Source organism: Paenibacillus sp. IHB B 3084 (assembly GCF_001447315.1).
Lineage (GTDB): Bacteria > Bacillota > Bacilli > Paenibacillales > Paenibacillaceae > Paenibacillus.
This window is the reverse complement of the sequence record NZ_CP013203.1, coordinates 464,022-476,958: the sequence shown is the minus strand read 5'-3', so window position 1 is coordinate 476,958 and position 12,937 is coordinate 464,022. Positions and strand designations below refer to the sequence as shown.

The window sequence follows — 12,937 nt, the reverse complement described above, 5'->3', positions numbered from 1 at the left end:
TTATGGTTCGACCACGGGAATTTGATGAGGAAAAGGCATTGGATGCAGCGATGCAACTTTTTGGGAAAAAGGGTTCGAGGCTACGTCTTTAAGCGATTTAACCTCCAAAATGGGAATTCAGCGTCCCAGTATTTATGCTGCCTTTGGGGATAAAAAGCAATTATTCGAAGCCGCACTGCGCAAATATACACAATCCCACGCTGCTAATGTACGGTCCAGACTGCTAAGCAGTGCTTCTGTCAAAGAAGCGATTTGCAATTTTTTTGAAGGGGTAGTGGCAGAAGAATATGATGAAGGCCCTAACCGGGGGTGCTTTTGCATCAATACAATGGTAGAATTGGCCCCACATGATGAGAAGTTTGAAATTTTGACGAGGGAGCATCAGATGTATCTTTCTACTGTATTTCAAGAAACCATCGAGCGTGGTATACGGTCAGGGGAGCTTGAGGCTACTACGGACGCGCGAGCTTTGGCTCATACAATGATCTCGTTGTTAATCGGGATTACCGTAATGATGAAGTCACGTCCGGAGCGTTCTTTTGTGGATCATGCGGTTGCGACTACACTTATGTTATTGAAGTGACTATTTCATTTTGAATATATTAAGGGATGTGTGTATTTCTCGCAATTTTTTGGAAAGTTCATGATTGAGAAGAAGCATCAGGGGATTATCGTAAATATGTCTTCTGTTTCTGGAATGGAAGGAAGCTCGGATGCGATCTATGGATTATCAAAAGCTGCAATCTTGGGCTTTACTAAAAGCTGTGCCATGAATTTTTCACCTTATGTAAGGGTCAATGCTGTGGCACCAACGATGGTAAGTACCTCAATGATGGATCATATTCCTGAATGGAGAAAGGAAGAATATACAAGTCATCAGCTAATTCCAGAGCCTTTAAATGCAGAAGATGTTGCTTATACTGTCCTTTTTCTGCTATCGGAAAGATCCAGGCATTATACGGGAGCGACCTTTGATATTAATAATGGGTGTTATTTAAGATAATTTTAGACGATATACTGGAAATCGCTTGTGTAGACTATACACCCGTTGTAAGGCCGATATTATGACGTTTTGTACAGAAGCATACTGCTTTGGATGAAATTATTTTTGTTTGTTTTGCTGCGGATAATGCTCAGTTATACAGCCGCAAGCTTCAAGATGAAGTAAAGGATATTAAAAAAGATACGGTTGAATGAGAGAATGCACGTACAAGTGGGTATAAGGGGGATAAGTGAATGCATGAGGAGCAAAATCAGGAACATTGGCCAGTGTGGGCTACGGAGCCTGTGAAAATAGTGAATCCTGATCCTGACTGGTCAGAGCAGGGCTTGCAGGTTATTCACGAGTTGCGGGAGCTGCTACTGCCGTTTAAGGTGACGGAAATGGAGCACATAGGAAGCACGGCAATTCCCAATCTTTCCGCCAAGCCCATCATAGACATTATGGCAAAATTGGAATCCTGGGATAGGCTGGAACAGATTGTATCTGCCTTGCAACCAGCAGGCTGGAGCTATGTTCCGCCTGTGCTGGACGGTCGGGAATGGAGAAGATTTTTGGTTAAAGTGGAACAGGATCAAAGAAAGGGACATCTGCATCTGATGCTGGAACATGAGGAGCATTGGGATCAACAACTGTTGTTTCGGAACCGTCTTCGTGAACGGCCTGAGCTGGTTCAGCAATATGATGCATTAAAAAGGAAGCTGGCAATGGAAAATCAGCATGATCGTGAAGCGTACACGGACGCTAAAACCGATTTTGTGCAAAACGTTCTGGATGCCGGACCATCCTAAAGATTAGGACGGCCGGACATCCCGGGTTTTCACATTGTTACTATAGAAGGTAGAAGCGCTGGATAGTTTATAGGAAGGGAACTTCTCGTCTGCATCAAGGCGCATGGATTCCTCAAAATAAATCGCCTGTTGACCGCTAACGAGAAAAGGCAAGCTGCCCGCCTGTACTTCTATATCGCCGTTGCCGGCGTGCTGACGATCTTTAGTACCGTAATACCATCACAGCCGCAGCCCTCTGTGTCGTAAAAAAGCTTGATATAGCCCGGTTGATCACCGAGAATTTGTGTAAGCCGCTGTTCAGCCAGTGGACTGATTTGAATGTTCATGATGTCATTTCGCTCCTTTATGTCGAATAGGTCATTACATGTTATATTTTTGACACAAATTTCTGGTTGCTGTGTTGGGCATTTTTACGAATGATGCCGGGGAAGTGCTACTATTAAAGCACGTATACCGGAAGCAGCCGTGGGGGATTCCCGGTACTTTCCAACCAAGCTCCGAAATCTCTGACATTTGTTATTGTCGTGTAGGGGAATGGCCGGCTGATTACAGACGTTTCAAGAATACGCTGATGCGCTCCAAGGCGATTCCCAGTTGTTCCTGTGACGATGCGTACGAGCAGCGGATAAAGCCCTCGCCGCCCGGTCCGAATGCGGAGCCGGGTACGGTAATGACACCCTCTTCTTCCAGTAACCGCTTGGCAAACTGCTCTGAGCTTAAGCCTGTGTGTGCAATGGATGGAAAAGCGTAGAAGGCACCGTTCGGTTCATGGCACGGCAGTCCTGTCTGACGCAAGCTTTCAACAAACCATTTTCTGCGCAGATTGTACGATTCCATCATGCGGTCTTTTTCCTCCAGCCCGTGGCGTAGGGACTCAATAGCGGCAATTTGCCCGATAATAGGAGCGCACATAACGGTATATTGATGGATTTTCAGCATGGCTGAAATCAGCTCCTGCGGGCCGCATACATAGCCGACTCTCCAACCCGTCATCGCAAAGGCCTTGGAAAAGCCGCTGATGAGCAGGGTTCGTTCTTTCATGCCCGGCAAAGCGGCGAAGCTTACATGCTTCTGTCCATAGGTCAGTTCACCATAAATTTCATCGGAGATCACGACTAGATTATACTCCTCCACCAAGCGGGCAATCGGTAGCCAGTCCTCATAAGTCATTACTCCACCTGTCGGATTGTTCGGATAACAGAGAATAAGCACTTTGGATCGTGGAGTCAGCTTGGCTTTGAGCGCTTCGGCCGTCAGCTTGAACTGCTGATCAGCAGAGGTTTCAACCGTTACCGTATGCCCTCCATTCAGGAACGTGATCGGTGAATACGAAATATAGCAGGGAGCCGGAATGAGAATTTCATCGTGTTCCGTAATCAGGGCGCGGAGCGCCAAATCCAGCGCTTCACTGCTACCGATCGTTACCATGATTTCATTTGCCGGATTGTAGGACGTGTTAAAGTTGCTCTCCAGATACCCGGCAATCTCCTCACGCAGCTCGGGAAGACCAGCATTCGGTGTGTACGAGGTCTTGCCATTTTCCAGTGCTGTGATACAAGCCATTCTGACATGTTGAGGGGTCACAAAGTCTGGTTCACCGACACCAAGCGAAACAATATCTTTTCTGCCTGCGCTATATTCAAAAAACTTACGGATGCCAGAAGGCGGCATTTCCCGTACAGCTGGAGTTAAAAATCGCTTATAGATACTGTGGTCGATACGTTCGTCATGTTGATTTCCTCCTTTTTGAAAAACAAAAAAACCCGCCCCTGTAAAGGGACGAGTTTATACCCGTGTTACCACCCTAGTTTCATTCCATAAGAAATGACACTCTGTTCACGTATCCATCAATACGTGTTCCGGTTAACGCTGGAAAGGCGGCAGAGCTTACTTCAAGTTCAGCCCGCTTCTCGGAGATGGCGTTCGGCTACCCTCGGAATGTTGGCTTTCACCTGCCCCAACTCTCTGAAAAATCCGCTGTATAGCTTACTCGTTCTCGTCATTGAAATTTGTTACCGTATCAAGTTAGGTGTAATTATAAGCACAACATTTCAGGATGGCAAGTCTTTTTTATGAATTTAAAGACAGGAGCATCATCATTGACGATTGGAAAATAACGTATATAGTGGTATCAAGGGGGATTGGGCCCCCGATTTCACCATGATATTTGACAATATTGGCTAGAGAGGGATGGTGTCCATATGAACGTATTTGAACGCTTTAACGGCAAGGTTTTGCCTACGGGATGGGGCTGGATCAACGAACCGACTGTATGGAGATTCGATGAATCCAAGAATTTACAGGTATCTGCACCTTCACAGGCGGATTTCTTTAGAGATCCATCCGGCGCAGCGATAAAATCGTCTGCACCCTTTTTGCATACAACGCTTCAAGGTGATTTTACAATATGGACGAGGGTTCGTGTCGATATGAAGCAGCCTTATGATTCAGGATGCTTGATGATTATGGCGGATGATACCCATTGGGCCAAGCTATGCTTTGAATATTTTGAAAGCACTCCCTCTATTCTTAGTGTGGTCACACGGGATACGTCCGATGATTGTATATCTGGGACGATGGACGTTTCCAATCCGTATTTGCGAGTGGCAAGAGCCGGCAATTGCTTTGCTTTTCATTATTCATCAGACGGGCAGCAATGGAAGTTGGCGAGATATTTTGGCATGGATGTTCCAAACGAGCTAAAGGTTGGGGTCGTTGCACAATCTCCGGTCGGAGAAGGTTGTGATGTTTCTTTTGATGCCTTGACTGTGGAGAATCACGTATCCGGGGACATACGAACTGTGTAATAAACGGAGTGAGCATTTCTATAAACAAGTATGGCAGCATGACGTATATACGTATATTCAGGCAGGGGGCTGGACAAGAGTTTGTTGTTTAAAGGAAAGAGATATAAGCTACCCGGCTTATTGGGTGTACTGCTTGTAGCTACGTTGGGATGTTATGGGCTTATTATGTATGTGCAGTCCACAAGTGGGACGAAAATGTATCAATTTTTGTACTGGGATATATTTCTGGCATGGGTTCCAGTCTTGATTTCTCTGGGAATGATCGCCTTATCCAGGCTAGGAAACATAAAAGTGAGAAGGCTTCTTTTATTAATTGCCGGAGTCGTATGGTTGTTTTTTCTGCCGAATGCGCTGTATTTGCTGACTGAATTACTGCATGCATTCCGTTTTTATGATGTGAATCCTGACTCGCGTTTTTGGCTGAATACTCAATTTTGGTTGATCTTATTTACGTCTTTTTCGGCGGCAGGGATTGGTCTTTTTCTTACTTCCATTTGTATATTTATGATCCACCATATGCTGCAAAAGGTTTGTTCCGGCTGGCTTGCGTGGGTTATCGTTTTGATGTTCCTGTGGCTGTCCAGTGTGGGTGTATATATCGGCAGATTTGCTCGCTGGAATAGCTGGGATATGGCGTTGCAACCCATAGTGATCGTGATGGATGTTTGGAAATGGGTGGTACATGCCGGAGCAAGGCTTCATTTGTTGTCATTTAGCTGGCTGGTGTTTGGAATCGCGGTCATTTTTTATCTGTTGATCTATATCTCTTTAAGTGAGGAGAAGCATGTTTAGGCCGAGGATACGTATTCCACGAATACGGGCTTCGGCCTTTTTACATATGGGAAGCCCATCAGCTAACGTTGTCCTCCCCGTGTTCTTCATAAAGCACACGCACCAGAAGATCCTGACTGAAATTGCCGAATCTTTTGCCGAAAATGGTGAGACCCCCTTTGTTCTGCGGCTGATCGGATACGGATAAACGTAATGTAATATCACTTTTATAGTTCAGGCCGATATCCTCCAGTGTGACTTCGGATATACGGCATCCGTCGATGAAGCTTCCATGTTGATTGATGCGGATTAATTTGAGCATGCCATATTGGTTCAAGTGCGGCGGCCACCAATCGGGATTGAGGACCCCGGGCACTTCTCCAAAGTCTCCGGCGCTGGTCCAGTGACCGATGGGAATATCATTCACATGAAAATAAATATCGGACGGGTATTCCTCACAATAACCCGGTGCTTCTGAGCCCAGCTCTGCGGAAAATTGAATTTCGGTAAAGGATTGATTCTCTTTCAGATAGTTAGGAATCCGATATTCCAGAAAGCCGTCTGCCATCCAGATCATTTCAGAATCCAGCCGCCCGGGATCTGCAAAATAGCGGGGATCATCAAAATCGCCAATAATGCTGTCTCTGGTCACCAAGCCACAGGTAGGTACTGCCTGATAGTTACTATAATGACCGATGCGAATTTCAACCTCATACACATTCTTCTGCTCTCTGCTACGCAAGTCCACCATCAGCTTTTCCTTGTTCAGATAGCACATTTTTCGGGTTCCGTGCTTGCCACTCACGGTATTGATCTCGACAAGGCCGCATTCCTCCAGCTTACGAATATGCATCGTAATCGTGCCGTTGCTCAGATCAAGTCTGTTAGCGATGTCATTCATACTTTGTCCTTGATGGGCGGCGAGTAATTCCAGAATTTGAATGCGGATTTCCGAACCGAGCGCTTTGAAAATGTCTAGCCCTGACATTAAGTCCTTAATATAAATCATAGCTATAGACCTTCCTTATCTCTAAAAAATGTATTGTAAGCGCTTATATATTTGTTTTGACTTATGTTAAAATAAAATCAGAAAGAAGTAAACTGCTTTGCTGTAAATTATTTTTATAAAAATAAAAAGGAGAGTGAAACGAACCTCAGAATCGATTTTTCATCAAAATAAAACGTATTAAAGTTATTTAATTGAATTATACAGTTAAAAAGAACTTAAATACGTTTTAATTTAACTTTTCATGCTATTCAATTCTATACTTTATATTTGTTTAAAAAGATTTAAAAATACATTGACGAACCGTTGAACGGCATGCTATATTTTGTTTGTAAACGAATACATTATTGATAAAGTAAAATGTTAATTATATGACGCATGAGAGGGATGATGATCACAGGCTGAGTGTACAACAGATGATGTACCGCACAGGTGAATACAGCCCAAGTGGTATGAGTTTATTTTAACACTATATGTATGCGGTTTCATTTCAATTTTAGGAGGGGTCGCGTTGATAAAGAAAAAAGGTTTTGCAATGACAATGGTTGTGCTGTTGTTGATGGTTGCTGCACTGGCTGGCTGTAGTGGAGGAAGCTCCAGTAGTGATGGAAGCAAGGAGCTTACGTTCATGTTCCGTGGCGGAACAGATGAGCAGAAGGCATATAAGGAAGTCATTAAGAAATTTGAAGAAGAACATCCTGGCGTGAAGGTTAAAATGGTCGTGACAGCAGCGGATCAATATGCGACAAAGCTTAGAGCTGCGATTACAGGGAATAATCTTCCAGATGTCTTTTATTTTAACCCTGGAGATGTGAAGGCTTATGTAAATAGTGGGGTACTGAAGGACCTCACCCCTTACATTGAGAAGAACAAGGATATAAATCTGGATAACATTTGGAAATACGGTGTGGATTTGTATCGCTATGACGGTAAAATGGCCGGTCAAGGAGATATTTACGGTATGCCGAAGGACTTGGGTCCATTCGCACTCGGCTACAACAAAACGATGTTCGAAAAAGCGGGCATTCCCTTGCCTGATAAAGACAAACCGTATACATGGGATGAATTCATCAAGGTCAGCCAAGAGTTGACCAAAGATACAAATGGCGACGGCAAGCCAGATCAATACGGTACAGGCTTTAACGTTCAGTGGGCATTACAAGCCTTTGTATGGAGCAATGGGGCAGATTGGCTGGATGAGAGCAAAACCAAAGTAACGATTGATGATCCGAAATTTGCGGAAGCGCTTCAGTACTTTGCTGATATGCAAAACAAATATAAAATTACACCTGGTATTGAACAATCACAAACACTGGACACCTATCAACGCTGGATGAAGGGTGAAATGGCATTCTTCCCGGTAGGTCCTTGGGATATGAGTACATTTGAAAAACTGCCATTTGAATATGATCTGTTGCCTTTCCCGGCAGGATCGACTGGCAAATCGGCAACATGGATTGGTTCTCTGGGTATCGGTGTTTCCTCTAAAACAAAGTACCCGGATGAAGCTGTAGCTCTGGTCAACTATCTGACGACTTCCAAAGAAGGAATGAAGCAGCTCGTAGACGCAAAGGTACAAATTCCGAATCTGCTGGATATGGCGGATGAGTGGGCCAAAGATGCGAAAACCAAGCCTGCTAACAAACAAGAATTTATTGATATTGTGAATGACTATGGTCGCTCGTTGCCAGGCAACTATACGTATAACGCCGAATGGTACGATATTTTCTTCACCGATATTCAACCTGTGCTGGACGGTAAGATTACAGCAGCGGACTATGTAAAGCAGGAGCAACCAAAGATGCAGAAACTGCTGGATAAAGCGGTGGAGCAAGAGAAAAAATCACAGAAATAATGCATAAATAGCGGATAAGGGATGATGTTAGTGGCTGATATCATGCTGCTGGCATCATCTTCATTCCAAATTAGAAACAGAGGTGAGCCCTGTGATAACCAAATCTAATCTCTACCGCAAAGAGAAGATATATGGATACTTATTTATTCTTCCTCCTATTCTCGGTCTGCTAATCTTTACGTTGTTCCCGTTTGTCTATTCGTTATACGGCTCTTTTACAGATTGGGACGGATTGGGACAAATGAACTTTATTGGTCTCGACAATTTTAGGGATTTATTTAGCGATGAGCTCTTTTACAAATCGATGTACAATACTCTTTTCTTAATGCTGGGTATTCCAATCGGTCTAGTATTAGCCTTACTGCTAGCACTGGGGTTGAATCGCAAGATTCCAGGCACGACGACATTTCGTGTGATCTACTATATTCCGGTTATTTCCTCTTTGGCTGCTGTTTCTATTATGTGGAACTGGGCATACAACGGAGACTATGGTCTGGTGAACCAATTTCTTGAGCTGTTCGGCATCAAAGGTCCTAACTGGCTGATGGATAAGGATACAGTCAAGCCAGCCTTGATTCTCATGACGGTTTGGAAAGGTCTCGGCTATACCATGTTGCTGTACCTGGCGGCGTTGCAAAGTGTATCTCGCTCTTATTATGAAGCAGCAGAGCTGGATGGAGCCAGCGGATTCCAAATGTTCCGCAACATTACATGGCCAATGGTGAAGCCGGTAACCTTTTTCCTGGTCGTAACCAATATCATTGGCGGTTCGCAAATTTTTACCGAAATGAACATTATGACACCAACGGGTGGTCCAGAATACTCCTCCGCCTCAATCGTCTTCTATATTTGGGATAAGGCATTCAAAAACCTGCAAATGGGCTATGCCTCCGCGATGGCTATGATTCTCGGCATCTTCATTTTTATCGTAACGTTGATCCAATTCAAAATGAATGAAAAGTCATCCTTTGATGGGGATTGATTTTCGCGGAAAGGAGTGAGTCTGATTATGTCCCATAGTCAAAGAACAAAAGTTACCAATACGATTATCTTTATTGCCCTGGCCATTGGAGCTATTGTGATGATCGCACCGTTGCTCTGGATGCTGTCCACCTCGGTTAAGGAAAAGCAGGATGTTTTTGCTCTTCCGCCAGTATGGATACCAGAAGTGTTCCAGTTCAGCAAGTACAAGGAGATTTGGGAAGCAGGGCCTTTGCTCAGCGGGATTAAAAACAGTGTAATTGTAGCAGTAAGTGTTACCATTATTGGTACTTTTACATCCAGTGTGGCCGCTTTTGCATTCGCAAAGCTGAGATTTCCTCATAAAAACAAACTGTTTCTGGCCCTGATCGCATCGATGATGATCCCGTATCCGACGGTTATGATTCCACAGTTTATGATGTTTTCCAAGCTCGGTTGGGTAGACACGCTTCTGCCACTGATCGTTCCGGGTCTGTTTGGGAATGTGGTCATGATCTTTTTCCTGCGGCAATATTTACTTAGCATACCGGATGCCATTATCGAAGCTGCTAAAATTGACGGAAGCTCTTATTTCCGACTCTACTCGTCGATTACGTTCCCGCTCATAAAGCCAGCTATCGCTGCGCAGCTTATTTTATGGTTCATGGGGATTTGGAATGATTATCTGGCCCCTATTATTTATTTGAATTCACCGGAAACGCAGACGTTGCAGCTGGTCATAGCGAACTTTAATGCGACCTATGCCATTCAGACGGATTATCCGCTCATTATGGCAGCTTCCATAATCGCTTTGTTACCTGTGCTGATTATATTCCTGATCTTCCAGAAACAGATTATTGAGTCGGTTGCTATTTCTGGTGTCAAAGGTTAAGTGTAGCCACTGGAGGGCACGGATGAATGATGCAAGGCATTCAGAATATGTAATGGGAAAAGAAAGGAGGAGAATAACAGTTATGGTGATGTTGCTTATGCTGGGCCTATCCGGCTGTGGGGATAATACCCCGGACCCTGTGTACCCGCAGGCTCCGCCTCCCGATCACTTGTATGATCAAAGTACGATAAACGATGAGCAGCAATGGGCGATTAACAATGCGCATGATCCGGCGATTATCAAAACAGATCACGGCTATTATGTCTACTCCACGGATGTAAAGGCAGGCGGAGAGCTGAGACCGGGGGTTATGGTGCGCAAATCGACCGATCTGATTCACTGGAACTGGGTACAGTATGCACTGCCCGGCATTCCCAAGGAAGCGGAGGCATGGTCGTCAGCAACCAATCTGTGGGCACCGGACGTTATTAAAATGGGCGATACCTATCGGATGTATTATTCAGCCTCTACCTTTGGAAGCACACGATCAGCCATCGGATTGCAGACATCCAGCTCGCCGGAAGGCCCGTGGAAGGATGAAGGGCTGGTCATTAAAACGAAGGAGCATGACAAGCTGAATGCGATTGATGCCAATCCGGTGCTGGATGCGGAGGGGAATTCGTGGATGGTGTACGGCTCGTTTTTTGGAGGCATCTATATTACACCGCTTGATTCCCAGACTGGAAAGCTCAAAGAATCCGGCTATGGCAAAAATATTGCCGCCAGAGATCGGGCAACAGAGGACGGTGCTGTGGAAGGGCCGTACATTGTGTATAATCCCGCATTCCGCAAATATTACTTGTTTGTCTCATATGATTCTTTGTTCGAGGATTATAATGTACGCGTTGCCCGCTCGGATTCGATCACAGGGCCGTATGTGGATATCAATGGACATGATATGGCAGATACCAGCTATTTGCCCCAATACGAGATTGGGAACAAGGTACTGGGCGGTTATCGGTTCAGCGAAGGAGAAGGCTGGATTGCGCCGGGTCACAATTCCGTCCTGAAGGACGGAGAGGATTATTATATCGTGCATCATGCACGGGGAGAGACGGATAAGCGATGGCCGTATCTGCATGTACGCAAAATATTATGGACCGCTGAGGGCTGGCCTGTCGTATCACCGGAACGGTATGCGGGCGAGAAGGAACAGGACATACCTCAAAGATTATTATCCGGCAGTTGGGAACGCATCGTGATGAAGCAGGAAGTGGACGGTCAAGTGGAAGCTGAACCGCTTCGTCTGGAAGATGGAGATCGGGCAACCAGCGGAACGCTTGAAGGCCACTGGAGCTTTGACGGCAAGCGTACTTTAACAATGGATTGGAGCGATACATCCGAAGGAACCAAGGAACAACTGCTTTTACTTCCTTCATGGGATTGGGAGCTGGGTCGCCAAACTTTAATTTTTACAGGGATGGACGACAAGGGAATTTCCATCTGGGGTAAGCGTATCGGCGATTAATTGTATGAACTACATACTTATATAGAGGAGAGAAGAACCATGAATCAACCTGTACCTTTTATTAATCCGGTTATTGAGCAACGTGCAGATCCCTGGATTTACAAGCATAGTGACGGATATTATTACTTTACCGGGTCCGTACCCGAGTATGATCGCATTGAGGTTCGACGGGCACTTACCATTCAGGGATTAAATACAGCAGAGCCTATCGCCGTGTGGCACAAATATGAAACAGGCCCGTTAAGCGCCAACATTTGGGCACCGGAAATTCATTTTATTGATGGCAAATGGTACATTTATTTTGCAGCGGCCCGCACTACAGAAACGAAGGAAGGCCTGTTCGACCACCGGATGTTCGTGCTGGAAAATGCTTCGGCCAACCCGCTGGAAGGAGAATGGGTGGAAAAGGGGCAGATCAAAACCCGTTGGGAAACGTTCGCGCTTGATGCCACAACCTTCCAGCATCATGGAGTTCTGTATTATGTATGGGCACAGAAGGACCCGGACATTGTCGGTAATTCCAATCTGTACATTTCTGAAATGAGCAATCCGTGGACGCTGCGCGGTGAGCAGGTGATGATCTCCACCCCTGAATATGATTGGGAAGTCATTGGTTTTAAGGTGAATGAAGGAGCGGCAGTTCTGAAACGGAACGGACGAATCTTTATCAGTTATTCAGCCAGCGCCACCGATTACAATTATTGCATGGGACTGCTGACAGCGGACGAAAATGCAAACCTGCTCGACCCGAAATCGTGGACGAAATCACCTCAGCCTGTATTTTGCACGAATGAGGAAACGGGCCAGTTTGGACCGGGTCATAACAGCTTTACGGTTGGGGCTGACGGTAATGATGTCATCGTGTATCATGCACGGAACTACAAGGAAATTACGGGTGACCCGCTGTATGACCCGAATCGCCATACACGTGTCCAGCCGTTGAACTGGAATGAGGACGGAACGCCTGATTTTGGCATTCCTGTACCGGATGGAGTTCCTGCCGGTAAATAAGCGATACGAATGGTACAGGAGTTGACGTGTTGCATAGAAGCCCCGCAACTTTCTGAACGAGGCAGAGAATAATAAATTAACTGCATATAACAAGGGTGATAAGATATTTTCTAAGCCGTAAGGCTGGGAGATATCTTTTTGTTTTCGCAGTACCTTTGCCACGGTGAAAGAGGATCATCGGGGCAGGCTCGAATTTCTGCAAATCCCCGGTACGGATACTTGTGTCGTAGCGATTCATGATTATGTGCCGTCCCTGCCCTGGTTTATTTATAAATACACTCAGGCCAAAGTGCATCTGGGGGTCATGTGTGCGTTTGGCAAGCATGTCAAACGCAGGATTGATAAAAATGTTTAATATTTTCCACGGGGTGGAAGC

13 protein-coding genes, 2 pseudogenes and 1 other annotated feature are annotated in these 12,937 nt (G+C 45.3%); of the genes and pseudogenes, 11 read left to right on the top strand and 4 right to left on the bottom strand.

What is annotated here, in order from left to right; translation table 11 throughout:
- Positions 1-2 precede the first annotated feature (2 nt).
- The 3 genes and pseudogenes from ASL14_RS02205 (at position 3) to ASL14_RS02195 (ending at position 1,791) form a co-directional block, all read left to right on the top strand.
- Positions 3-583, top strand: a pseudogene (locus ASL14_RS02205) (TetR/AcrR family transcriptional regulator).
- A gap of 18 nt (positions 584-601) precedes the next feature.
- Positions 602-1,003: pseudogene (locus tag ASL14_RS02200) on the top strand (SDR family NAD(P)-dependent oxidoreductase); the annotation flags it as partial.
- Positions 1,004-1,236: 233 nt separating this feature from the next.
- Positions 1,237-1,791: a GrpB family protein gene (locus ASL14_RS02195; protein ID WP_134910284.1), complete on the top strand. Its 555-nt coding sequence runs from the start codon at positions 1,237-1,239 to the stop codon at positions 1,789-1,791.
- Between the two features lie 3 nt (positions 1,792-1,794).
- Here ASL14_RS02195 and ASL14_RS27655 read toward each other — a convergent pair whose 3' ends face one another.
- The 3 genes from ASL14_RS27655 to ASL14_RS02180 form a co-directional block, all read right to left on the bottom strand.
- Positions 1,795-1,944, bottom strand: coding sequence for an iron-sulfur cluster assembly accessory protein (locus tag ASL14_RS27655; RefSeq protein ID WP_237171607.1), 150 nt, complete (start codon positions 1,942-1,944; stop codon positions 1,795-1,797).
- Positions 1,945-1,961: 17 nt separating this feature from the next.
- A complete protein-coding gene (locus ASL14_RS27650; RefSeq protein ID WP_223264165.1) occupies positions 1,962-2,117 on the bottom strand; it encodes an iron-sulfur cluster biosynthesis family protein in 156 nt (51 codons plus the stop codon).
- Between the two features lie 220 nt (positions 2,118-2,337).
- The gene (locus tag ASL14_RS02180; RefSeq protein WP_134910283.1) at positions 2,338-3,462 is read right to left on the bottom strand and encodes an aminotransferase class I/II-fold pyridoxal phosphate-dependent enzyme; all 1,125 of its coding nucleotides are present in this window, start codon (positions 3,460-3,462) and stop codon (positions 2,338-2,340) included.
- 101 nt (positions 3,463-3,563) lie between these two features.
- Positions 3,564-3,803, bottom strand: a binding site (T-box leader).
- A 189-nt stretch (positions 3,804-3,992) separates the two neighbouring features.
- Here ASL14_RS02180 and ASL14_RS02175 point away from each other — a divergent pair.
- A complete protein-coding gene (locus ASL14_RS02175; RefSeq protein WP_134910282.1) occupies positions 3,993-4,598 on the top strand; it encodes a DUF1349 domain-containing protein in 606 nt (201 codons plus the stop codon).
- A gap of 81 nt (positions 4,599-4,679) precedes the next feature.
- On the top strand, positions 4,680-5,390 hold the full coding sequence (locus ASL14_RS02170; protein ID WP_134910281.1) for a DUF1361 domain-containing protein: 711 nt from the start codon (positions 4,680-4,682) through the stop codon (positions 5,388-5,390).
- A gap of 58 nt (positions 5,391-5,448) precedes the next feature.
- On the opposite strand, the gene ASL14_RS02165 is transcribed toward ASL14_RS02170, so the two are convergent.
- Positions 5,449-6,378 (bottom strand): ArsR/SmtB family transcription factor, encoded by a 930-nt coding sequence (locus tag ASL14_RS02165; RefSeq protein WP_134910280.1) that lies wholly within the window; start codon positions 6,376-6,378, stop codon positions 5,449-5,451.
- A 508-nt stretch (positions 6,379-6,886) separates the two neighbouring features.
- Between ASL14_RS02165 and ASL14_RS02160 the strand changes: the two genes are divergently transcribed.
- From ASL14_RS02160 to ASL14_RS02135, 6 genes are all read left to right on the top strand, one after another.
- Positions 6,887-8,230 (top strand): ABC transporter substrate-binding protein, encoded by a 1,344-nt coding sequence (locus ASL14_RS02160; RefSeq protein WP_134910279.1) that lies wholly within the window; start codon positions 6,887-6,889, stop codon positions 8,228-8,230.
- 91 nt (positions 8,231-8,321) lie between these two features.
- Positions 8,322-9,212 carry a carbohydrate ABC transporter permease gene (locus ASL14_RS02155; RefSeq protein ID WP_134910278.1) on the top strand — a complete coding sequence of 297 codons (891 nt, stop codon included), beginning with the start codon at positions 8,322-8,324 and terminating at the stop codon, positions 9,210-9,212.
- 27 nt (positions 9,213-9,239) lie between these two features.
- Positions 9,240-10,082, top strand: a complete 843-nt coding sequence (locus tag ASL14_RS02150; protein ID WP_134910277.1) for a carbohydrate ABC transporter permease — start codon at positions 9,240-9,242, stop codon at positions 10,080-10,082.
- Between the two features lie 82 nt (positions 10,083-10,164).
- Entirely contained in the window at positions 10,165-11,550 is a 1,386-nt protein-coding gene (locus ASL14_RS02145; RefSeq protein WP_134910276.1) for an arabinan endo-1,5-alpha-L-arabinosidase, read from the top strand.
- A 39-nt stretch (positions 11,551-11,589) separates the two neighbouring features.
- Positions 11,590-12,561 (top strand): glycoside hydrolase family 43 protein, encoded by a 972-nt coding sequence (locus ASL14_RS02140; RefSeq protein WP_134910275.1) that lies wholly within the window; start codon positions 11,590-11,592, stop codon positions 12,559-12,561.
- Positions 12,562-12,724: 163 nt separating this feature from the next.
- A complete protein-coding gene (locus tag ASL14_RS02135; RefSeq protein ID WP_189338214.1) occupies positions 12,725-12,916 on the top strand; it encodes a hypothetical protein in 192 nt (63 codons plus the stop codon).
- Positions 12,917-12,937: the final 21 nt, after the last annotated feature.

Bases quoted from the DNA above. Each gene is read 5' to 3' on its own strand.
- ASL14_RS02195 (WP_134910284.1), top strand. From the start codon at position 1,237: ATGCATGAGGAGCAAAATCAGGAACATTGGCCAGTGTGGGCTACGGAG.
- ASL14_RS27650 (WP_223264165.1), bottom strand. From the start codon at position 2,117: ATGAACATTCAAATCAGTCCACTGGCTGAACAGCGGCTTACACAAATT.
- ASL14_RS02180 (WP_134910283.1), bottom strand. From the start codon at position 3,462: ATGCCGCCTTCTGGCATCCGTAAGTTTTTTGAATATAGCGCAGGCAGA.
- ASL14_RS02175 (WP_134910282.1), top strand. From the start codon at position 3,993: ATGAACGTATTTGAACGCTTTAACGGCAAGGTTTTGCCTACGGGATGG.
- ASL14_RS02165 (WP_134910280.1), bottom strand. From the start codon at position 6,378: ATGATTTATATTAAGGACTTAATGTCAGGGCTAGACATTTTCAAAGCG.
- ASL14_RS02150 (WP_134910277.1), top strand. From the start codon at position 9,240: ATGTCCCATAGTCAAAGAACAAAAGTTACCAATACGATTATCTTTATT.
- ASL14_RS02145 (WP_134910276.1), top strand. From the start codon at position 10,165: ATGGTGATGTTGCTTATGCTGGGCCTATCCGGCTGTGGGGATAATACC.
- ASL14_RS02140 (WP_134910275.1), top strand. From the start codon at position 11,590: ATGAATCAACCTGTACCTTTTATTAATCCGGTTATTGAGCAACGTGCA.